Source organism: Paenochrobactrum pullorum, assembly GCF_041929845.1.
Taxonomy (GTDB): domain Bacteria; phylum Pseudomonadota; class Alphaproteobacteria; order Rhizobiales; family Rhizobiaceae; genus Paenochrobactrum; species Paenochrobactrum pullorum.
This window is the reverse complement of sequence record NZ_JBHEEH010000001.1, coordinates 962,254-984,627: the sequence shown is the minus strand read 5'-3', so window position 1 is coordinate 984,627 and position 22,374 is coordinate 962,254. Positions and strand designations below refer to the sequence as shown.

General features: G+C 48.3%; 17 protein-coding genes. 8 read left to right on the top strand and 9 right to left on the bottom strand.

Features of this window, described 5'->3' with window-relative positions; translation table 11 throughout:
- Positions 1-8 precede the first annotated feature (8 nt).
- The 5 genes from smc to JNC77_RS04645 form a co-directional block, all read right to left on the bottom strand.
- Complete coding sequence (gene smc / locus JNC77_RS04665) at positions 9-3,467, bottom strand: chromosome segregation protein SMC (protein WP_374829882.1); 3,459 nt, start codon at positions 3,465-3,467, stop codon at positions 9-11.
- 98 nt (positions 3,468-3,565) lie between these two features.
- Positions 3,566-4,219 carry a DsbA family protein gene (locus tag JNC77_RS04660; RefSeq protein ID WP_374829880.1) on the bottom strand — a complete coding sequence of 218 codons (654 nt, stop codon included), beginning with the start codon at positions 4,217-4,219 and terminating at the stop codon, positions 3,566-3,568.
- 185 nt (positions 4,220-4,404) lie between these two features.
- Positions 4,405-4,914 carry a DUF721 domain-containing protein gene (locus tag JNC77_RS04655; protein ID WP_374829878.1) on the bottom strand — a complete coding sequence of 170 codons (510 nt, stop codon included), beginning with the start codon at positions 4,912-4,914 and terminating at the stop codon, positions 4,405-4,407.
- Positions 4,915-4,935: 21 nt separating this feature from the next.
- Positions 4,936-6,153: an O-antigen ligase family protein gene (locus JNC77_RS04650; protein ID WP_374829876.1), complete on the bottom strand. Its 1,218-nt coding sequence runs from the start codon at positions 6,151-6,153 to the stop codon at positions 4,936-4,938.
- Positions 6,150-6,911 carry a glycosyltransferase family 25 protein gene (locus JNC77_RS04645; protein WP_374829874.1) on the bottom strand — a complete coding sequence of 254 codons (762 nt, stop codon included), beginning with the start codon at positions 6,909-6,911 and terminating at the stop codon, positions 6,150-6,152. Before JNC77_RS04645 ends, JNC77_RS04650 begins: the two co-directional genes overlap by 4 nt.
- Before the next feature lie 153 nt (positions 6,912-7,064).
- Here JNC77_RS04645 and mutY point away from each other — a divergent pair, with 153 nt between their 5' ends.
- Together mutY and JNC77_RS04635 are read left to right on the top strand one after the other, a co-directional pair.
- The gene (gene mutY, locus JNC77_RS04640) at positions 7,065-8,141 is read left to right on the top strand and encodes an A/G-specific adenine glycosylase (RefSeq protein ID WP_374829872.1); all 1,077 of its coding nucleotides are present in this window, start codon (positions 7,065-7,067) and stop codon (positions 8,139-8,141) included.
- Positions 8,138-8,752, top strand: a complete 615-nt coding sequence (locus JNC77_RS04635) for an HAD family hydrolase (protein ID WP_374829870.1) — start codon at positions 8,138-8,140, stop codon at positions 8,750-8,752. The genes mutY and JNC77_RS04635 overlap by 4 nt, the downstream gene beginning before the upstream one ends.
- A 66-nt stretch (positions 8,753-8,818) precedes the next feature.
- Here JNC77_RS04635 and JNC77_RS04630 read toward each other — a convergent pair whose 3' ends face one another.
- A complete protein-coding gene (locus JNC77_RS04630; protein WP_374829868.1) occupies positions 8,819-9,952 on the bottom strand; it encodes a site-specific DNA-methyltransferase in 1,134 nt (377 codons plus the stop codon).
- A 360-nt stretch (positions 9,953-10,312) separates the two neighbouring features.
- Here JNC77_RS04630 and JNC77_RS04625 point away from each other — a divergent pair, with 360 nt between their 5' ends.
- Positions 10,313-12,100, top strand: coding sequence for a chloride channel protein (locus tag JNC77_RS04625; RefSeq protein ID WP_374830507.1), 1,788 nt, complete (start codon positions 10,313-10,315; stop codon positions 12,098-12,100).
- Between the two features lie 138 nt (positions 12,101-12,238).
- Positions 12,239-12,925, top strand: coding sequence for an HAD family hydrolase (locus tag JNC77_RS04620; protein ID WP_374829866.1), 687 nt, complete (start codon positions 12,239-12,241; stop codon positions 12,923-12,925).
- A gap of 112 nt (positions 12,926-13,037) precedes the next feature.
- Here the strand turns inward: JNC77_RS04620 and JNC77_RS04615 are convergent, their stop codons facing one another.
- The 3 genes from JNC77_RS04615 to JNC77_RS04605 all read right to left on the bottom strand — a co-directional run bounded on the left by JNC77_RS04615 (position 13,038) and on the right by JNC77_RS04605 (position 15,700).
- Positions 13,038-13,196, bottom strand: a complete 159-nt coding sequence (locus tag JNC77_RS04615; protein WP_374829864.1) for a hypothetical protein — start codon at positions 13,194-13,196, stop codon at positions 13,038-13,040.
- Positions 13,197-13,434: 238 nt separating this feature from the next.
- Entirely contained in the window at positions 13,435-15,009 is a 1,575-nt protein-coding gene (locus tag JNC77_RS04610; RefSeq protein ID WP_374829862.1) for an EAL domain-containing protein, read from the bottom strand.
- A gap of 139 nt (positions 15,010-15,148) precedes the next feature.
- The gene (locus tag JNC77_RS04605) at positions 15,149-15,700 is read right to left on the bottom strand and encodes a hypothetical protein (RefSeq protein ID WP_374829860.1); all 552 of its coding nucleotides are present in this window, start codon (positions 15,698-15,700) and stop codon (positions 15,149-15,151) included.
- 202 nt (positions 15,701-15,902) lie between these two features.
- Here JNC77_RS04605 and thrC point away from each other — a divergent pair, with 202 nt between their 5' ends.
- From thrC to JNC77_RS04585, 4 genes are all read left to right on the top strand, one after another.
- On the top strand, positions 15,903-17,318 hold the full coding sequence (gene thrC, locus JNC77_RS04600; protein WP_374829858.1) for a threonine synthase: 1,416 nt from the start codon (positions 15,903-15,905) through the stop codon (positions 17,316-17,318).
- On the top strand, positions 17,315-18,607 hold the full coding sequence (locus tag JNC77_RS04595) for a M16 family metallopeptidase (protein WP_374829856.1): 1,293 nt from the start codon (positions 17,315-17,317) through the stop codon (positions 18,605-18,607). Before thrC ends, JNC77_RS04595 begins: the two co-directional genes overlap by 4 nt.
- Before the next feature lie 157 nt (positions 18,608-18,764).
- Positions 18,765-19,361 carry a GNAT family N-acetyltransferase gene (locus JNC77_RS04590; protein ID WP_374829854.1) on the top strand — a complete coding sequence of 199 codons (597 nt, stop codon included), beginning with the start codon at positions 18,765-18,767 and terminating at the stop codon, positions 19,359-19,361.
- Positions 19,362-19,438: 77 nt separating this feature from the next.
- The gene (locus JNC77_RS04585; RefSeq protein WP_374830505.1) at positions 19,439-22,345 is read left to right on the top strand and encodes an EAL domain-containing protein; all 2,907 of its coding nucleotides are present in this window, start codon (positions 19,439-19,441) and stop codon (positions 22,343-22,345) included.
- Positions 22,346-22,374 lie beyond the last annotated feature (29 nt).

Here is a 22,374-nt window from a genome sequence, read left to right as displayed (position 1 = left end):
GGGATAAATTAGGCAGGCTCGATGAGCTTTTCAGCAGCCTGCAAATCAACCGACACCAACTGGCTGACACCCTGCTCGGCCATGGTAACACCATAAAGCCGATTCATCCGCGCCATGGTGATCGGATTATGGGTAATGACCACAAAACGCGTTTGCGTGGAGGCCGCCATTTCATCCATCAAATTGCAATAGCGCTCGACATTATGATCATCGAGCGGTGCGTCTACTTCGTCCAGCACACAAATCGGTGCGGGATTGGTCAAAAATACCGCAAAAATCAGTGCCATTGCGGTCAATGCCTGCTCGCCACCCGACAGAAGCGTCATGGTTTGCGGCTTTTTACCCGGAGGGCGCGCCAAAATTTCCAGACCTGCTTCCAACGGATCATCCGATTCAATCAGTTGTAATTCCGCTGTACCGCCGCCAAACAAATGCGTAAACAATCGCTGGAACTGCGCGTTGACCACAGAAAAAGCTGCAAGCAAACGCTCACGCCCTTCGCGATTCAGGTTCTGAATGCCAAGGCGCAATTTCTTGATCGCCTCGATAATATCATCGCGCTCACTGATAATGTCATTGAGCCGCGTCGATAATTCATCCTGCTCTTCATCAGCGCGCAAATTAACCGCACCCAGCCGCTCACGCTCAATTTTCAAACGCTCCAGCTGGCGTTCAAGCTGTTCGGCTTCCGGCAGCAGATCATCCGCGGCTAATCCCGTCTGGCGGATAGCTTCATGCGGCGGACATTGCAAAGCTTCAGCAATACGCTGCTCGGTTTCTTTGCGGCGCTCTTCAGCAGCAGCCAAGCGTTCTTCCGCACGCGCGCGCACTTCACGCGCACTGGATAATTCCTGAATGGCTAAAATAGCCGCTTTATCCAGCACAGATTGCGCGGCTTCCGCCACTTCCAGATTATCTGATGTTTCTTTGACTTGCGCCTCGGCAATGCTCATTTCAGATAAAAGATTTTGTAAATTGCGATCCAGCTCGTCCGGCGCTTCGGCTAAAATCTCCAGCTCTTCCTGCACTTCAACTTGGCGATCCTGAAGCGAGGCCAGTTGTTCATTGGCGTTTTCGATGCGCGATTTCCAGTTTTTGCGTTCAAGCGCAATCATTGCCAAGCGGTTTTCACGTAGTACCGCCTCATGGCGTAAACCATCATAGGCCGCGCGCGCTTCAGCCAGCGCATTACGATCTTGCTGTGAGGCATGATTGGCAGCATTGAGCCGCGCCTCGATCTCATCAATAGCAGGCAGTTTTTCAAGCCAATCCAAACCATCGGCGAGATGGATTTGTGCTTCTTCCAGATTTTCCTGCAAGCGCTCTTTTGCATCCTGCAATGCTGATACCCGACTTGTCAGCTGTGCAGTTGTCCGTTCCGCCGCACTTAATGCTTCTCGCGCTTCCTGAATTTGTTTTTGCATGTTTCGTAAGCGATCACGGCTGATATGCTCCGCCTCCACTGCTTCGCGCAAGGCACTTTCATCAGCGCTAACGCGTGCCGCTTGTGCATCCACATCGCGCTTAACGCTAATGGCTTTCATCTGTAATTCAACCAAACGATTTTGCTGTGCCAGACGTTGCGCCGCCATTGTCGGTGCATCTGCTTTGACAATATAGCCATCCCAGCGCCAAAGTTGGCCTTGCTGATCAACCAACGACTGACCTACTGCCAATTGCGCCTGCAACTGCTTTGCATCTTGGGTTTTAACAATCCCGATCTGGCTTAAACGGCGTGCCAATTGTTGAGGCGCATCTACAAAATCTGCAAGCGGCTTAACGCCTGCCGGCAATTTCGGATCAGTTACTTGCCCGTTCACCAGCGTCCAATAAGACGGCGCATCCTCATCAAATGCTGCGGTTAATGCATCCCCAAGTGCAGCCCCCAGCGCCACTTCATAGCCGGAGCGCACTTTCAAATGCTCTAAAACAGCAGTAAAATCCCCTGTCAGCCCTGCTGCCAAAATGCTTTGCAAGGTTTGCGCTTCGGTTTCAATCCGGTTTAAACGCCCATGAATTTTGTCCAGTTCTTCACGGCTGGCTGCGCCCGCATCACGCAGCTCTTCAACACGCGCTTCAGCTTCAAAGACGGTTTCCTCACAAAATTCGGTTTCTTCTTCGACGGTCTTTAGCGCAATTTGCTTTTCAGCGACCGATGGCAATTGCCGCAATTCAGCATCAACCGCACCAATCTCGCTCTGCATATTTTCCAATTGTTTAAAAAAGCGATCACGCCGCTCCCGCAAATCCTGCAAAGCACGCTGCATTTGTGTGCGTTCGGCCATCACATTGGCGCGCTCTGTCGTGACACTTGCTAAAAGCGTTTCACTCTCACGCAGCTTTTCTTCCGCCACATCAAACAGTGATTGCAGTTCTTCATCGCGTTCAGAAGAGCGGACATTTATATCATGCAATTGCTGCTCTTCTTGCTCAAGCTGCATGAGAATATCGGCGTTTTCTCGCAATAATTGCTCTTCCCGTTTGAGATCGCTAGCTAGCTGCTCCAAACGCTTCATCAGGTCGGAGCGGCGCTGGCGGATACGCTCGGCTTCCTGATCCATCTGACCGCGCGCAAGGCTCAAACGTTGCATGGCAGCAGCCGCTCGCCCCGATTGCTCACGCAATTCCGGCAATTTATAAGCGCCAATGCCCTGCTCTTTCGCAGCATTCATCTGGGCTTGCGCTTTATCTCCTACAGAAATAGTGGCATCAGCCAATGTAGACTGCGCTTCCGCCTCTTGTGCCTTGGCTGCGGACCAGCGCAAATGCAAAAGTGTCGCTTCAAGCTTACGAATATCAGCAGATAGGTTTTTAAAGCGATTTGCCTGTCGCGCCTGACGTTTCAGGCTTTCAATCTGCGAAGCCAGCTCACCGACAACATCTTCAAGCCGCTCCAAATTGCCTTCAGCCGCCCGTAATCGCAGTTCCGCTTCATGACGACGGCTATAAAGGCCGGAGATTCCTGCCGCCTCTTCCAGAAGCGCGCGACGCGCCTGCGGCTTTGCTTGAATAAGTTCACCGATACGTCCCTGCCCGACCATGGAAGGCGAACGGGCGCCGGTTGACTGATCTGCAAATAACAATTGCACATCTTTGGCGCGCGCATCTTTGCCATTGATACGATACACCGAGCCTGCCTCACGCTCGATACGACGTGAAACCTGCAGCTCATCCGCATCATTATAATGGGGCGGTGCAGTGCGGTCACTATTATCCAGAAATAATGTAACTTCGGCAGAGTTTCTGGCAGGCCGTGATCCGGATCCTGAAAAAATTACATCATCCATGCCAGAAGCACGCATGTTTTTATAAGAGTTTTCTCCCATTACCCAGCGCAATGCTTCCACTAAATTAGATTTTCCGCAACCATTGGGACCAACGACACCAGTCAAACCGGTTTCAATGATGAACTCCATCGGTTCGACAAAAGATTTAAATCCAAGCAGGCGGAGTTTGGAAAAGCGCATCGGGTCACTCTTTTCCAAGTCGTGTTATTAAAGCACAAAAAGCGGACACCTGATGGTGCCCGCAATTTTGCAAACCAAATAGATTGGTCGAATAAGGTTTAAAGCAACTTATCAATGATGGCTGACATGTCATCGACAGAAAGCGAACCGGCATATTTTTGGCCATTGATAAAGAAGGTCGGGGTGGCATTAACGCCGTAAGATGAACCACGTTCACGAACACCGTTAATATCATCCAGAAGTTCCTGATTGGTCAGGCAAGCCTGGAAGCTTTCCTGGGTAAAGCCTGCAAGCTTGGCAATCTGCAACAATGCAGCTTCACCATCCTGTGCCATCGCCCACTGTTGGAGCTGCTGGAAAAACACATTTACCATCGGGAAATAACGCTCTTCCGGTGCGCAACGTGCCAGCATGAAAGCAGCTGTTGCACGCGGGTCAAAAGGAAATTCGCGGAAAATCAGGCGTGCTTTACCGGTATCAATATATTTTTCTTTGATTTTCGGGAATGTATTGAGGGTGAAATCAGCGCAATGCGGGCATGTCAAAGATGCATATTCAACGATCGTGACCGGTGCATCTTCCTTGCCGTAAATCATTTCTTTCAACTTGCCCGGTTCGGCAACTTTAGCTGCATCCACGGAGCCTTCAGCCGCGCGCGACTGGGCAAAAGCAACATTGCCGGAAAGAGCCAGTCCTGTGGCAGCAGCACCTGCAAGAGACATAACATGCCTGCGATTAAGCGTAAGGCTCATGCGAATCATCCAATTCTGTTCAAAACATTGTTATAAAACATTACTTTAAAACGGATCATTGATCAGAACCAGACCCGTTTTGCCGCCTGTTTTCTAATAACAGTCTATAGCAACATTGTGGCGGTTGTTGTCAGCCGGATAATTTCACCGACTTGTCGGGAACATATATTCTTTGCCTTCAACACTCAGCGATTTTTCTTCAACTTGCTGGCAGCAATATTGCGCCCCAAACGCTCCAATGCAAGACGCAAACCATCATCCTCAATGACACTGGTCTGGCCTTCAATTTTGCGTGCCTGACCAGGTGGAATATCAACAGGCTTGCGCAGTCGACGTTCTTGTTTGCGCTCAAGCGGTTTTTGTTCAATCTTGATCCGTCCGATCGCGGCAAAGCCTAAAAATCCGTTGACACGATTGATGACTTCACCGGTTTCGTGCTGCATGCGCATGGCCGCAAAGCCCTCGCATGCCACAACCAATGTAGCAGGCTGAAACGGATCATTTTCATGTGCACGCCTTGGCCACATTATCCGTAACGGACGCGAGGATTGACCAAGACCGGCACCGACAATATCTTCCCATGATTGGATCAGCGATAGATTGATACCGGCACGTTTGCGCAAAACCGGATCCAAAAGATTGGTTGCTGTATCCGCTAGTGGCCGAAATCCGCGTCCCTCTTTCATCCCGTTCATGATCAATATGTCCGTTCGATTTTACTGCGGCTTATAAATAACCCGCTTCACGCGTGCAGCATTTAAAACACCAATAAAAAGCATAATAGCAGCAATGCATGTTTCATGCAGCAAAGGTGCATGCAACATTCCGTAAGCGATCAGCACCACTGCAAAATAACATAATACCCGTTTGGTTGCATAATCAGGTGCGGTCCTCCAAAGCTGGAGAAAAACCGAGATAAAGGCAGCGCTCAATAATAACAGGCCGACAAGACCATTATGGAGCATTTCATCGAGCACGATATTATGAACATGCCAGAACCCCTTCAGCAATTGTTTGTCGGCGCCGGCATGTGCCTGTACCAGCTTCATTTTATCCATGGTACCGACACCTGTCAGCGGATGCTCTTGAATGACCGCGACAGCTCCACGCCACATGGCCATGCGAATATCCGCGCTATGCTTGTCTTTCCATTGTGTGGCATCACCGGTTTCGTAATAGTTGAGCATCGTTGTAAAACGCTTCTCAACTATTTTTCCCGCAGGCCCCACCACAAACATGGCGCCGAGCAACACCATCAAACCTAGATAAACTGCACTTTGTTTTTGCCAGCTGAACTTTCGCAGATAAACGACGATTTCAACCATCAACAATAATGGCATCACCACTAAGACAGCGCGGGTTTCGGAAACCATGACGGCCAAAAAACCCAGCGCCAGCCATTGCGGACCATTGCGTAAAAAACGCGGTGTGTTTTGAACCGGCAAAGTCGCAGAAATAGCGGCAGTAGCGGCAACAAATGCAAAAACCGCCTGATTGCCGCCAATACCAACACGACCGCCATTATAAAGCGAAACAAACATCGCTGTCAGCGCCGCTAAAATAATACCAACCCGTGAACCCAGCGCATAAAAGCGCACCGGATCACGAACCAGCACCATACCGGCTCCGGCAAAAGAAAAAAGTACCAATAGTAACGTATAACCGATCTGACGGTTGCTGAAGCTCAACTGACCGCGCCAGACAATCAACCCAAAAACCCAAAGGAAATAAAGAATGATGAAAAATAAAAACAAACCAACAAACGGTTTGGTTGATTTATGCCTGAATGCCGTCAGATAAATGCCAATACAACTGAACAAAAAAACAACAACAGGCCCGACACCGATACGTATCGGCATCGACGCGCCGCCAAAAGCTAAAACCCACTGATCAAAATTGCGGCGCTTGATAAAATTCCTGTGTAAAAATGTCATTTATCACCAATGAATAAAGTCGACTTACGCAGAGCATAAATCATACGTCTGATATAGTCGGTTGTCCTGAATTTCAGTGCACCAAGACGCTTCCATGCCGGAAAACGAACACGTTTATAGCTTGCACCACCCTCCAGAATAGTGGAGCCCAATTCATTTGCGAGTTGAATAACCGCATCTTTAACGATGTAAACCCGATAGCCTCCTGACCAGCCACGCTCAAGCGCCACATCATAGGGCAATTCCATCTTAGATATTGTATTGAGAAGTTTTTTAGCGCCATCACGCGTCACCATATAACCGCCCGCGCAGCCCAATGGTCCATGCATGCAGCGCCCGACATCCACGCCGCCAATAGTGACATATTTACTTTGAAAAAATTTCACTCTGTTATTGATCAATTTGATAACATCCCAACCCTGAATGTCTTGTAATTCTTCAATAACCTCATTGAAATCATTGGCAAAAAGCACATCATCTTCGATAATGACCGCACAATTGTCATCACCGTCGGCAATAATCTGCAATGCCTTCAGGTGGCTGAAATAACAACCGATCTCACCGGGCAACGGTGTTTTTCCGTGCAAACGGCGAAATGAAGCTTCATCAAAATTTGCAAGCTGCACTTGGCTCAAATTGCGTCCGTCCACCGCCTCGACACGTCGCAAATGTAAATCAAGATCATTCGCACGCTTTTGCAACGCTTCCCAGCGCGCGCGTGACCGCTCCAAATTGATGACATAGACCGGTATCGGCATAAATTAAATAACCATTTTCCACTACACTTTACCCATGCCTGCGCATGCAACATATGAATGTCAATCTTAAAGCGGTAAAATTCATGTGCATTGGATAGAATTGCGGCAATTCGCGTGATGCAGCCTCCTTTTGCTTATCGTAACAGTTAACACATGAAAATAGCTCAATCATTACTTCGTTGGTATGACAGACACCACAGGGTTTTGCCGTGGCGTATTACACCTGAGCAATCCGCGAAAGGGGTTAAAGCCGATCCCTATAAAGTTTGGATGTCGGAAGCGATGCTGCAACAAACGACTGTTGAAGCGGTCAAAGCCTATTTTCTTAAGTTTACACAAAATTGGCCAACCATCGAAGATTTAGCCGCCGCTGATGATGACGACATCATGCGCGCATGGGCGGGTCTTGGCTATTATTCCCGCGCCCGCAATTTGAAAAAATGCGCCGAACTTGTGGTTTCCCAGCATGACGGGCGCTTTCCGATAAATGCAGCTGAGCTTAAAAAACTGCCGGGCATCGGCGATTACACTTCAGCCGCAATTGCCGCCATTGCCTTCAACCAACCAGAAGCAGTCGTTGATGGTAATGTCGAGCGTGTCGTCACCAGACTTTATGCGCTAACCACTGCTCTGCCACAAGCTAAAGCCCAGATCCGTGAACTGACTGCTGCCATCACACCCGAGGACAGACCGGGAGATTTTGCTCAGGCGATGATGGATTTAGGCGCGACCATATGCACGCCCAAACGTCCAGCTTGTGCCCTCTGCCCGTTGAACAATGATTGCCTTGCTTTGAAAAGCCACGATCCGGAACATTTTCCGGTCAAGGCGCCCAAAAAAGAGCGCCCGGTCAGGCTGGGTGCAGCATTTGTGGCTGAGGCTAACGACGGCTCTATTTTGTTGCGCAAAAGAACTGAAAAAGGCCTGCTGCAAAATATGGCCGAAGTACCGGGATCAGTTTGGAACTCACGCATTGACGGCAGCACAGATTTAAGCGCTGCACCTTTTCAGGCAAACTGGCGCAATGCGGGTATGATTACCCATATTTTCACCCATTTTGAATTGCACCTCACTGTCTACCACACCACTGGTGCAGACAAGCGGCAGGCCAATGACGGCTGGTGGTCAGCGGCAGATGCATTAAATGGTGAAGCCTTGCCAACGGTGATGAAAAAGGCGATTGCTGAAGCAATACCCAATAGTTTTAAGATCAGGAGGCCCACTAAATGACTATTGCGATCAAACATATCGTTTTCGATATTGGCAGCGTACTTATTCATTATGACCCAAGTTTAGGTTTTACCGAACTGATCCCAGATCAAAATGAACGGGACTGGTTTTTAAAAAATATCTGCACTAATGAGTGGAACATCGAACAGGATCGGGGACGCAGTTGGGAGGATGCAGAAAATCTTCTTATTGAACAATTTCCCGATCGTGTAGCCCATATCAAAGGTTTCCGACAAAACTGGCATAAAATGGTGCCATATGCCTATGAAGATACTGTCACCATTTTTCGTAAGCTCATAGCTGACGGGCATGACGTGACCATGCTCACCAATTTTGCTTCCGACACTTTCCGCGAAGCGCAAGAACGCTTTAGCTTCTTGAAAGAACCGCGCGGTATCACCGTTTCAGGTGATGTGTTTTTGATGAAACCGGAGCGCGAGATTTACGATCTCCATGTTGAAAGCTTTGATCTCAATCCAGTGGCAACACTGTTCATTGATGATAATCCGTCAAATATTGCTGCCGCCCAAGAGGCTGGCTGGCAGGCAGTACTGTTTACTGACCCGACAACTTTGCGCAGCGATCTCGCTTCCTATCATTTGACTGTTTAAAATAAAAAAACGCCTGAAATCGATACAGGCGTTTTTTCATTTTCATGTAGTTGCTACAATTGAGACTTATACTCCCGCGGCAGCCATTTGCTGACGAATTTCAGTGCGCAAATCATCAATCGACTTCAAAACACCATTTTCTTCATAATGCCAGAATGTCCATCCATTGCAGGCATCAAAGCCTTGGACTTTAGCCCCCATACGGTGAATGGAACCAGCGTCTCCGCCGGTTGCCAAAGTACCATCAGCGCGCACGATTGCTGCATAGCGACGACGTGCATCGCACAAGACAGTACCCGGACGCAGAAGACCAGCTTCAATCACGCTGGTGAAAGCCACACGTGGCTCAGCGCGCTTGCCAGTCATCACTTTCAATTCAGCTTTGCCCAGCGGCTCGACAGCTGCAATACGTGCAGTCGCTGCTTCAATGTAATCCTGCTCGCGCTCAATACCGACAAAGTGGCGACCAAGACGTTTAGCAACTGCACCGGTTGTGCCTGAACCAAAGAACGGATCCAGAATAACATCACCCGGTTTGCTGGAGGCCATCAAAATACGCGCAAGCAGAGCTTCCGGTTTTTGTGTCGGGTGAACTTTATCGCCGTTCTCGTCTTTCAGACGTTCATGGCCGGTACAGATAGGGAACAACCAGTCGGAGCGCATCTGCACATCATCATTGGCAGCTTTCATCGCTTCGTAGTTGAAAGTATAACCTTTGCTTTTCTCGTCGCGTGACGCCCAGATCAGCGTTTCATGTGCGTTCTGGAAACGACGGCCACGGAAGTTAGGCATCGGGTTCGTTTTGCGCCAGATCACATCATTGAGCATCCAATAGCCCAGATCCTGCAATTTGGTGCCAACGCGGAAAATATTATGATAAGAACCAATAACCCAGATGGTACCATTTGGCTTCAGCACACGGCGGCAGGCCAAAAGCCATGCTTGCGTGAAGGCATCATAGGCCTGAAAGCTTTCAAACTGGTCCCAATGATCATCAACAGCAGACACCATTGACTGATCCGGACGGTGCAAATCACCACCCAATTGCAGATTGTAGGGAGGATCTGCAAAAATAACATCAACTGAATGATCCGGCAGACGCTCAAGAGCCGCCACACAATCACCCTTGAGGATGGTATCAAGCCAGGCGGCGCGAGGTGCCTCAACCGGCAATTCATTCACAAGACGGACTAAAGACATGGGATACTCGATAACTTGAGGACGCGTTACTAAACTTGCCCTTATGGTTACCGAACAGGGTAAACATCAAGTTAACGACAACCCATTGAAATTGTAAACTTTTTATTAAGCGAGATCCAAAACCCGAGGAATGCGCCTTTCTTGGTGGCAAGCCACTGGGATATATTTTAAAAAAACCTTCAAAAACTATTCAAACATGAATCCATATTTATTTTGGAGGCGCGTTGATTAAAGTTTAGCACTGAAAATTAGCACTTATTTAAGCCAAATCGCCTCAATAATTAACATATGATTTGCAGATGAATATGATCCGGCCATGCTTGAAGACATATGGCTATCACAAGTGAGCAGAGACTGATGATTGATTGGGTAAAGCTGCGCCATACACCTTATGTGCGCTTGCTGTTCGTACCATTCAGGTGGCGTGCACTGGTGCGAAGCAGCGAGCTGGGTCTCGTGATCGCTGCAGCTCTTGTCGGTCTGATTGCTGCATTTGTTGTTGCAGCCATCAGTCAAATCTCGCAATGGCTCCATCAGGCTGTGTTTGAAATTGGCCCCGATGATCATTTAAGTGCTGCTGCCAGTGATTTACCTTGGTCTGCGCTCATTGCGCCCATAGCAGGCGGCGTCATGATGGGCGGCATCATTTGGGTGCTCGCCAGATGGCATAAAAAACCCATCGTTGACCCCATCGAAGCCAATGCCCTTCATGGCGGACATCTGTCCCTTACCGACAGTTTTATTCTGGTTGGGCAAAATCTTGTTTCAAATGGCTTTGGTGCCTCAGTAGGTCTGGAAGCTGCTTTCACCCAGCTAGCCAGCGGCTTTGCCTCCCGTATTGGCCGCGCATTGCAATTGCGCCGCTCGGATATGCGTACCCTTGTTGGCTGCGGTGCTGCAGCTGCGATTGCCAGCGCGTTTAATGCGCCGCTCACCGGTGCTTTTTATGCGTTTGAGTTGATCATCGGCGCCTATTCGATTGCCACTTTGGCACCTGTCATGGTTGCCGCGATTATCGGCACAATGGTGACCCGCTCTTTGGGCAGCGCGACGATGGATATCAATATCGGCACTTTGGAAGCTGTCACCACCGGCGACTTTGTGCCGGCACTCATGCTTGGGCTGATGTGTGCAGGGCTTGGCATTGTCGTGATGCGTATGGTGACTTATGTCGAAAAAACCACCCGTAAAAGCTTCATTCCAGCCATTTTAACGCCGATGGTCGGTGGTGCGCTAGTTGGTGTGATTGCACTTTTCTCACCACAGGTTTTGGGTTCCGGTCACGGTGCGTTGCATTTTGATTTAGGCTCGGAGCTTTCATTTTTCGCCATCATCTTTCTCATTATCACCAAATCCGTCGCCTCGGCCGTTTCCATCGGTTCGGGCTTTCGTGGTGGTTTGTTTTTCGCGTCTCTTTTTTTGGGCGCATTGGTTGGCAAACTCTTTGCTATTATCTTTGGCATTATTCTGCCGACAACGCTGACACCTGTTGTCTATGCCGTGATCGGCATGAGTTCCTTTGCGGTCGCCATCATCGGCGGCCCTTTGACCATGACCTTTCTGGCACTGGAACTCACCGGTGACTTCCCGATCATGATGCTGGTGCTTGGTGCAGTGCTCGCATCCTCAATGTTAGTGCGCAAAACCTTCGGTTACTCCTTCGCGACATGGCGTTTTCATTTGCGCGGTGAGAGCATTCGCAGTGCCCATGATATTGGCTGGATACGCAATCTGACCGTCAATAAAATGATGCGTCATGATGTGCGTACCGTGAATATCGATACGAATTTGCAAAAGTTCTATGAAGAATTTCCGCTGGGCTCCACACAACGCGTCATCGCCGTTGATGAAAATGGTCGTTATGCCGGTATGATCTCACTGCCAGAAGTTTATTCCAGCAGTTTTGCTGACAAAGACAATGAAGGCGATTTGCGTGATTTGCTGCGCTTTAAACAGGCATATTTATTACCGGAAATGAACGCCAAAGAAGCCGTTTCGCGCTTTGACCGCAGTGAAAGCGAAGCCTTAGCCGTCATCAACAATACACAAGAGCGCAAAGTGATCGGCCTTTTAAGTGAAAGTCACACCTTGCGCCGCTATAGCGAAGAGCTTGACCGCAAACGCCGCGAACTGGCTGGCGAAGTTTGATAGATATCGTAGCTGTTTTAAGCATAATAACCAAAAAAGGCTGGCAGTCTGTAACTGCCTGCCCTATATCTCATTATGCCTCATTTCCAGCTGCGACCGTTCAGGTTCGGCACAACATCTCTGATGGAACATTTTTCTATGTCTGCACCCAAATTGATTATTTTCGATTGCGATGGCGTTCTGGTTGATTCAGAAATTATTGCAGCCCAAGTGCAAGCCGAACTTCTCACCGATGCCGGTTATGAAGTCTCCGCAGAGGAAATGGCAGAACGCTTTGCCGGTTTGACATGGAAAAATACATTGCTGGAAGTTGAGCGCCAGTCCGGTTTGCCTTTTTCGGCAAGTCTGCTTGATAAAGTCAATGTCGAGCTGGATGATCGTTTGAGAAATGAAGTGCAGATCATTGACGATATTGAAGACGTGATCAGCGCGCTGCAATATCCGTTCTGCATCGGCTCAAATTCGAGCATGGAACGCCTGAAAATTACCCTCAACCGTACCGGCCTTTATGACCGTTTTGCACCACATATTTTCTCGGCACCCGAAGTCGGCACCAAGAAAAGCAAACCAGCGCCGGATGTTTTCCTTTATGCGGCCCAACAGTTCACCGTTGCACCGAAAGATGTCATCGTTGTTGAAGATTCAACCCACGGCGTACAGGCAGCGCGTAGCGCCGGCATGCGCGTTATCGGCTTTACCGGTGGTGCACACAGCTATCCGGGTCATGCAGACCAGCTGACTGAAGAAGGTGCTGAGACTGTTATCAACCGTCACAAAGATTTGCTGGCGACAGTCGAGGCTTTGTCGATCTGGAGCGATGCATAAACCTTAATACTTGCATTAGATTGCATGTTATCAAAAAGCCGGAGCGGGATTTGAATCAACGCTCCGGCTTTTTTTAATGTCACACACCCATTGAGTGCTAAAAAAACTTTGATCAGGCGACGCTGCGTCCAGCTGTCTTTTGCGGCTGGCTCAATAAAACAACCGCTTCTTCCGCCTCTTCTTCGCTCAAGCCTATGAGAATACGATCACCGATCATTGCCGGAATCCCCTCCTCATCATCAAAGATGGACCACAAACCCGTAGGTTCCAAAACTGCTTCATATCGTTTGTGCATGGCGATCATATAAACCTATACTGGTTAACGAATATTTCATAAATGCTGCCAATGGTTCATCAAACCTTAATCACTTCAATAAAGATTTATTTATGGCACCAGTGAAATACAGCGTAGAAATGCCGATGGATATTTTGCAGCCTCAACCATAGTTTTTTGCTCAGCTATAGATCACGAGAATATTATTTGGAGTAAAAGAGTTAAAGAACAAGAACTAAAAAGCTTGTTTTTTCTTTTTCTTGCTTTTTATACCCATTAATCGATAAACGTCGTTAATATTTTGTGGCTTACCAAAGAACCAGCCTTGCGCTGTTATAGGTAAAGGCTGCGCCTTGAAATAAGCCACCTGAACCTCTGTCTCCACCCCCTCCACAACAATGCCGAGCTTATATTTCTTGGCGATAGAAATAATTTGCGGCACAATCGATACAGTCAGCGCATCAGTACCAATAGTTTGTGTAAAAGCCTTGTCGATTTTAAGTGCATCCACCTGAATTTCACCCAACAAGGCCAGACTGGAATAGCCTGTACCGAAATCGTCCAAATAAACCTTGTGCCCAAGACCCCGCAACCGTTCGATGCCTTTAAAAGTATGGCAATCCACTGCAGAGCGTTCTGTCAGTTCGATGCCAATCTGATGTGGGTGGATGCCCTTATTTTGAAAACGTGCCAGAGTTTCATAAAAAATATCATGCTGTAAATCACAGGCAGCGATATTGATATTTACCCGTAATTCCTGATGTTCTTGTAAAATTTGCGCCATATCCGCTTTGACACGGGTCAGCACATAACAGGTAATATCGGTAATAAATCCGCCTTTTTCTGCCAAATCGATCAAAACATCAGCCGGCACATAATCATCAGGGCGAATTTCCCAACGGATCAAAGCTTCAAAAGCAATAATTTTACCGGTTTTGACATTCACGATCGGCTGATAATAAACATCAAGCTCATAACGGGCAATTGCATGCTGCAATTGTGTTGTTAAAGTTTGCTCTTTATGAAAATACCGCAAAATTAAAAGAGCTGCCAAACCACCGGTCAGCAGGCCGAGGACCGTAAAGACAGCATCAATCAGGCGGTGTTTTTTTTGCAATAACAGATTATCCACGGCAGTAACGACGCAGATATAGCTCACTTGTGAACATAATTTGGAGAAATATTTGTTATTTTCATGCCACGTTTTCGAATGAATAATATTATCAGGTGTGTCGATATTATTATCTTCCGGATGATGAAAAAGCCGGACAATCGTATTAAGTGTAGGCGCACCGGCATAGACCGAATAACTATAATCGGGACGGTCAAAGCTGGATAAAAGACCGGGGTTAAAAACCAGATTGGTATTATCCACACTTAGGATGACAGCCCGATTAAAAGAAGAAAATAACGGTGTATCCCCAAAAATCACCGAGTCGTCATGGCGTAAAATGCCACGCGCATAAACGTTTAACTGCGGAGTATCTTTGCCCAACAGGACGGAACATTCCAGCCTTTCATTTTTCATACGGCCAAGGTCAGTAATATAACCACTGGAATAAATGATATTTCTGATAAAGCGCAAATCATTCGAGGAGCAAAACTCATGGGGTGAGCGATTAGCCTCATGAATTTTTTCTTTTGCCTGAACCAGAATTTTATCAGTTTGTTCCAAGAGAGCTTGTGTAAAGCCCGTCATTTCCGATTGATTTAAATAATCACTGACATAGTTTTCCAATAGTTTTTCTGAAACGACAAAAAGTACAAAAACTGTCAAAGCAATGACAGGAATTACATCTAACCACCCCAAGAATTTCTTTCGGCTTGAAACCAATTGCTATTCTTTCAATAATGAAAAAAGCACTACTTTTTAAAAAGCCATACAATAATATTAAAATATAAATTCAAAGCAATTGGCCGGATAAAGTTTTATCCGGCCAATTATATTATTATTTGGTATTATAAGGACCTTCATCGAAACCGACAAAGACCTGAACATTTTGTTTGTCAGGCATCGGGAATGTAACCTGATTGTCATTCAAAACAAATTGCGATGCTGTCTTGGCGTTCAAAGACACCGGCTGTTGGTGCAATTTTGAATAAACGACTTTATCACCCTGCACAACAGCCACACGGATCGGCATTGTTGTATTGCCGGAATTAAACTTTGCCCCCGGAACAATACGCCCTGCAGCCGCAATTTCCATCGTCATGGTACCGCTGCCATATTTACAGGCGCGTGTCGTATCGGTGATGGTTGCCTGATACATCAGATGATCCGAGGTTTTCTCACCACCTTTTGCGTATTTGGAAAAATAAGCTGTCCCTTCACGCAGAGAAACAGCCGGACAATAAGCCCGCAATTCTTCTGAGGTAATACGGTTATCTTCAGCCGCGGCCGTATTTTGAGCGGCATCTTTGGTGCCGGTCGTGTTACAGCCGGCAACACCCAGCAACAATGTTGTGACAATCGCTGCACGCGTAAAGGATAATTTCTGCATCAAGCGGTCTTCCCTGCACTAATCAACCTGTTCTATACCAATGTTCTGTAGAATTTGTATATCGAACATTCTGAAAGGTTGTTTTCGTGTTTTTTATGGCTAAGAGCAACCCCTGACGACGTGAGATATACAAATCTCTTTTATGCGGTATCGCAGAAAATAGCAAAACCAAGATGCAATCGGGAACGAAGGCTGTTTTAAAATGAAATATGTAAGTACGCGGGGCGAAGCACCAGTTCTGGGTTTCAGCGATGCATTATTGGCTGGTCTGGCACGCGATGGCGGCCTTTATTTGCCACAGGAATTTCCGCAGTTCAGTGCGGCTGAAATACGTGCACTTCGCGGTAAATCTTATGTGGATATCGCAATCGCCGTACTCACACCTTTTATCGACGGTGAAATTCCGGCTGATGATTTCAGGAAAATGGTTGAAGAAGCCTATGGCACATTCCGGCATGATGCGGTGTGCCCGTTGGTGCAAACAGGCGCAAATGAATTTGTGCTGGAACTTTTCCACGGGCCGACATTAGCTTTTAAAGATGTTGCCATGCAGCTTTTGGCGCGCCTGATGGATTACACATTGGCACAGCGCGGGGAGCGCGCAACAATCGTTGGTGCCACATCCGGCGACACCGGTGGTGCCGCTATTGAAGCCTTTGCCGGACGTGACCGCACCGATATTTTCATTCTGTTCCCGAATGGCCGCGTCTCGCCTGTGCAGCAGCGCCAGATGACCAGCTCAACGGCTTCCAACGTCCATGCCCTTTCCATCAATGGCAATTTTGATGACTGTCAAAACCTCGTCAAAGGCATGTTCAACAATTTGAAATTCCGTGATGCAGTGTCACTTTCCGGCGTCAATTCCATCAACTGGGCGCGTATCATGCCGCAAATCGTGTATTATTTCACGTCTGCGCTTAGTCTTGGCGCACCGGATCGCAGCGTGTCTTTCAGTGTTCCAACCGGTAATTTCGGCGATATTTTTGCAGGTTTTGTTGCCAAGAAAATGGGTCTGCCGATTGACCAGCTTCTCATTGCCACTAATGACAATGACATTCTGGCACGCACTTTGGCGGATGGCTCTTATCAAATGCGTGGCGTTGCACAAACCACATCGCCATCAATGGACATTCAGATTTCATCGAATTTCGAACGTTTGTTGTTTGAAGCACATAATCGTGATGCAGCGGCTGTGCGCTCGATGATGGACAATTTAAAACAATCCGACCAATTTAGCATTGAAGCTAAACCACTGGCACGCATCCGTGCCGAATTTGGTGCCGGCCGTTCAAATGTTGATGAAACAGCCGCTATAATCCAGTCTGTACTGGAAAAAGACAGTTATTTGCTCGATCCGCACTCTGCTATCGGCGTTAAAGTTGCACGCGATCTACGCAAGTCTTCTGCCCCGATGGTCTGCCTTGCAACAGCCCATCCGGCAAAATTCCCTGAAGCAGTAAAATCAGCATCGGGCATTGACCCGGCTCTTCCACACTGGTTAGCTGACCTGATGACTCGAAAAGAAAAATTTACTGTTTTGGATAATGAGCTGAAAACCGTAGAAGATTACGTGTCTGCCCACTCCAGAGCGGCTAAGCAGGGAGCTATCCGCGGATGAGTATAGAAGTTACCCGCCTGTCCAACGGACTGACCATTGCTACGGACACAATGCCACATATTGAAAGTGTGGCATTGGGCATCTGGGTAAAGGCAGGTGCCCGCAACGAAGCAGACAATCGCCACGGCATTGCACATCTTCTGGAACATATGGCCTTTAAAGGCACAGAAAACAGAACAGCATGGCAAATTGCAGCCGATATTGAAAATGTTGGCGGTGAAATCAACGCTGCTACCAGCGTCGAAACCACCTCTTATTATGCACGCGTCATGCGGAACGACATGCCGCTCGCCATTGATATTTTAGCCGATATCATGACCAGTTCCAAATTCGACGAAGACGAGCTGGAGCGTGAAAAACAGGTCATCATGCAGGAAATTGGTGCCGCACATGATACGCCTGATGACATTGTTTTTGACCGTTTTACCGAAACCGCCTATCGCCACCAATCAATCGGCCGCGCTATTTTAGGAACACCCGAAACGGTTGCTGATTTCACATCCGCAGATCTGCGCAGCTATATGAACGAACAATATAGCGCCGACCGTATGGTAGTGACTGCCGCAGGCGGCATTGATCACGATGAATTTGTGCGTGAAGTGGAAAAACGTCTCGGCAATTTCCGCGCTGCCAATACGGCACCTGTGCCAACCATCGCCAATTATGTCGGTGGTGATTTCCGAGAAGACCGTGACCTGATGGATGCACAGCTTCTGCTTGGCTTTGAAGGCCGCGCTTATCATGTGCGCGATTTTTACGCCTCTCAATTGCTTTCCATGGTGCTGGGCGGCGGCATGTCATCACGCCTCTTTCAGGAAGTGCGTGAAAAACGCGGCCTTTGTTATTCAGTATATGCATTCCATTGGGGCTTTTCAGATACTGGTGTTTTCGGCATTCATGCGGCAACAGGCCGTGATGAAATGGTGGAATTGGTGCCTGTCATCATTAATGAATTGCACAAGGTTTCCGATTTTATCGGCATCGAAGAAGTTGACCGCGCCCGTGCGCAATATCGTGCCGGACTGTTGATGGCACAAGAAAGTGCATCCAGCCGCGCCGGACAATTGGCACGACAGTTCATGCTTTATGGCCGCCCTGTAAGCAATCAGGAATTGATGGATCGTCTGTCTCTCATAACCCCTGAACGCCTGATGGATCTGGCCGGTCGTTTGTTTGTTGATACTAAACCTACTATTGCAGCGGTTGGCCCCGTCGGCAAGCTGATGGACTTTGACACGCTTCAAAGCTCTTTGCACAAGCGCGTAAAAAAGCCTCAATTGGCCATTTAACAGAGAGAAATTAAAACCGGCAGCTCAATTCGCATCCTGAATTTTGGAATTTCTTTTAAGTTCAGGAGCCGCGCAAAAAGGCAGTGCTGCCGGTTTTTCATATAACATTTCTTGGAATACTCACAGGCTGTCCCCAAATTATATCTAAGGCTCTTTAATGATTGCACTGCCGTTCATGCGCAACAACAGCCTGAAATTACAAGGTATCAAGGTCTATATCCGCGAGCCGTATTTAAGTGATTATCAGGAATGGAAAGTTTTGCGTGAAAAAAGCAGGGCTTTTTTAACACCTTGGGAGCCGACATGGGCACAGGATGCATTGGAAAAAAGTGCTTTTCGACAGCGTATCCGTTATTATCAGGAAGAAATCAATAAAGGGACGACCTATCCTTTCTTTCTCTTCCGTAATGAAGACCAGCGGCTTGTGGGCGGTATCTCGCTCAATAATATTCGCCGCGGTGTCGGACAAAATGCAATGATCGGTTATTGGAGCGGCGCTCCATATGCGGGAAAAGGCTATATGAGTGAGGCTCTTGCACTGGTTATCCCCTTTGCATTTCAGCATCTTGGCTTGCACAGGCTTGAAGCTGCCTGTATTCCCCATAATATACGCTCAATCAGCCTTCTTGAAAAAGCTGGCTTTCAGAAAGAAGGACATCTCCGCTCTTATCTGAAAATCAACGGAGTTTGGCAGGATCATATTCTTTTGTCCCTGCTTGAAAGCGATAAATACAAAATCGACAACAAGGTGTAAAAACAGTGCAGGCAATTAAAAGCTATAGCAACAAAGCCCTGAAACGGCTGAACTTAATGGCTCGCCTTGCTGCCTTGATGATCACGCTTATTCTTACAAGCATTATCGCCTCACCGGTTTTTGCGGTCGAACCGATCAAGATTTCCAAAAATGATGTCGCGCTTGATCTGACCCGTGCGGTTGAAATCTTCCGCAATCAGGGCGAAAGCGTACAAGTACCAACTGCCCCCGGTCCAGATGGCATTGTACGGCGTATTGAAGTACAGGCAGACGGCAAAGGCCGCTCGTCAGGTGACTGGGCGGCTTTTTCGATTGCCAACCCGACCGACGAGCAGATCGACCGCTTAATTGTTGCGCCGCATTTCCGTCTGGTTAATTCCGGCATTGTCTGGCCTGATCTGGGGTCAAACCGTATAAATTCCATCACACCGAGTGAAGGCTTTGCGCTTGACCGCCAGCCGAGCCCTGATGCCGACGTTTTCCGCATTACGCTCAACCCCGGTACAGTTGTAACATTTGTTGCAGAACTAGCCTCAACCAATCTGCCGCAGGTTTATCTCTGGGAGCCTGATGCCTATAAAGACACCGTCAACTCTTACACGCTTTATCGCGGTATTCTGCTTGGCATTTCCGGTCTTTTAGCTCTGTTTTTAACCATTTTGTTTGTGGTCAAAGGAACATCCCTCTTTCCGGCAACCGCAGCCCTTGCATGGGCAGTGCTCGCTTATATCTGTGTCGATTTCGGCTTTTGGACAAAGCTGATTGCCATTACACCCGGCAATGAACAGGTATGGCGTGCCGGCACAGAGGTGGCTCTTGCCGCATCGCTCGTCATTTTTCTTTTCACCTATCTCAACCTCAATCGCTGGCATGATCATTTCAGCTATGGTGCGGTGACATGGGTTCTCGGCTTGCTGGCTCTTTCCGGTGTGGCGATTTTTGATCCGCCGATTGCCTCCGGTATTGCACGAATTTCGCTGGCGCTCACCGTTGTCAGTGGTATCTGCCTGATCGGCTATCTCGCACTGAAAGGTTATGATCGTGCAATCATGCTTATACCAGCATGGTTATTGATCCTGATCTGGCTCATCGGTGGATGGATGACAGTCACCGGCGTTGTCGACAATGATATTGTACAGCCAGCGCTTGGTGGTGGTTTGGTGCTGATCGTATTGCTCATCGGCTTTACGGTTATGCAACATGCTTTTGCTGGTGGTGCGATGCAGCTTGGTCTGCTCTCCGATATGGAACGCCAAGCACTCGCAGTCATTGGTGCCGGCGACATTGTCTGGGATTGGGATGTACCGCGTGACCGTGTGACGACCACGCCGGATATTGCGCATTATTTAGGCAGCAGTGCCAGCTCGCTGCAAAGTGCGGTACGCAATTGGTTGCCGGTGATGCATGGTGATGATCGTGACCGTTTCCGCTCCACATTGGATGCGCTTCTTGAAAACCGCCGCGGCAAAATCAGTCAAGTGTTTCGACTGCGTGCCAATGACGGCCATTATCACTGGTATTCACTGCGCGCGCGCCCTGTTATCGGCCTTGATGGCGAAGTCGTGCGCTGCGTGGGTACACTCGTCAATGTTACCGAACAGAAAAAGGCCGAAGAGCGCCTGCTTCATGATGCGGTCCATGATAATCTCACCGGTCTGCCAAATCGTGAATTGTTTCTGGATCGCTTAAATAGCGTGATGAATATGGCGCAGGAAGAAGTCCGCTTCCGCCCGACTGTTTTCATCATCAATATCGACCGTTTTAAACAGGTCAATGACAGTCTTGGTATGTCCGCTGGTGACACTATCCTGCTCACCATTTCGCGTCGTCTGTTCCGCCTGCTCAAGCCGCAAGATACTTTATCGCGCCTCTCCTCAGACCAGTTTGGCTTGCTGCTGGCATCCGAGAGTGATCCGGCACGTATTGCAGCTTTTGCAGAGGCTCTACGTCAGGCCATTCGTGCGCCCATTGCCTATGCCAAGCGTGAAATTGTGCTGACGGCTTCGATTGGCCTCATCACATGGACAAAAGCGGCCACAAGTGCTGAAAATTTCGTCAAAGATGCCGAGCTTGCAATGTATCAGGCCAAGCGTTGCGGCGGCGACAAGATCGAACCGTTCCGCCCTGCTCTACGTGAAATTGGCAGCGATAAATTACAACTTGAATCTGATTTGCGCCGTGCTATCGAACGCGAGGAAATCAGCCTAGCCTATCAACCGATTGTACGTCTTGCCGATGGCACGATTGCCGGTTTTGAAGCTTTGATGCGCTGGGAGCACCCACGCCGCGGGCCGATCTCACCGTCAGAATTCATTCCAATTGCTGAGAATTCAGGGCTCATCATCCAGCTTGGCATGTTTGCCATGCAAAAGGCGGCTGAAACGCTTTCCGGCTGGCAAGAGCAATTCCCGAAATTTGATCTGTTCATCTCAGTCAACCTGTCCAGCACACAACTCATCCGTCAGGATTTGATCAGTGATGTACGTTCGGTTATCTCACGTATCCACCTCAAACCCGGCAGCCTCAAACTGGAACTGACTGAATCTGTTTTAATGGAAAATCCGGAACAATCCACCCATGTCCTCAACCGTTTGAAGACAATGGGCATCGGTCTGTCGCTGGATGATTTTGGAACCGGCTATTCGTCACTGTCCTATCTGACCCGCTTCCCGTTTGATATTATAAAGATCGACCGTTCATTTGTGATCAGCGATCAGCCGCAGAAAAACACACTGCTTCGCTCCATCGTCAGCATGGCGCATGATCTGGGTCTGGCAGTCGTCACCGAGGGGGTTGAAAATGAGCATGATGCTGAACATCTGGCACAAATCGGTTGTGAATATGTTCAAAGCTTCATGTTCGGCGAGCCGATGTTCATGGAAGAAGCAACGCGTGTTCTGACCGAACAGAGCATGGAAAAACAACAGCCCGCAGAAACGGCTGCGAGTGACGAGCTTTCACCACAAGAAACTGAAAAAGCATAATTTATAAAAAAACCTGACCATTAAATGGT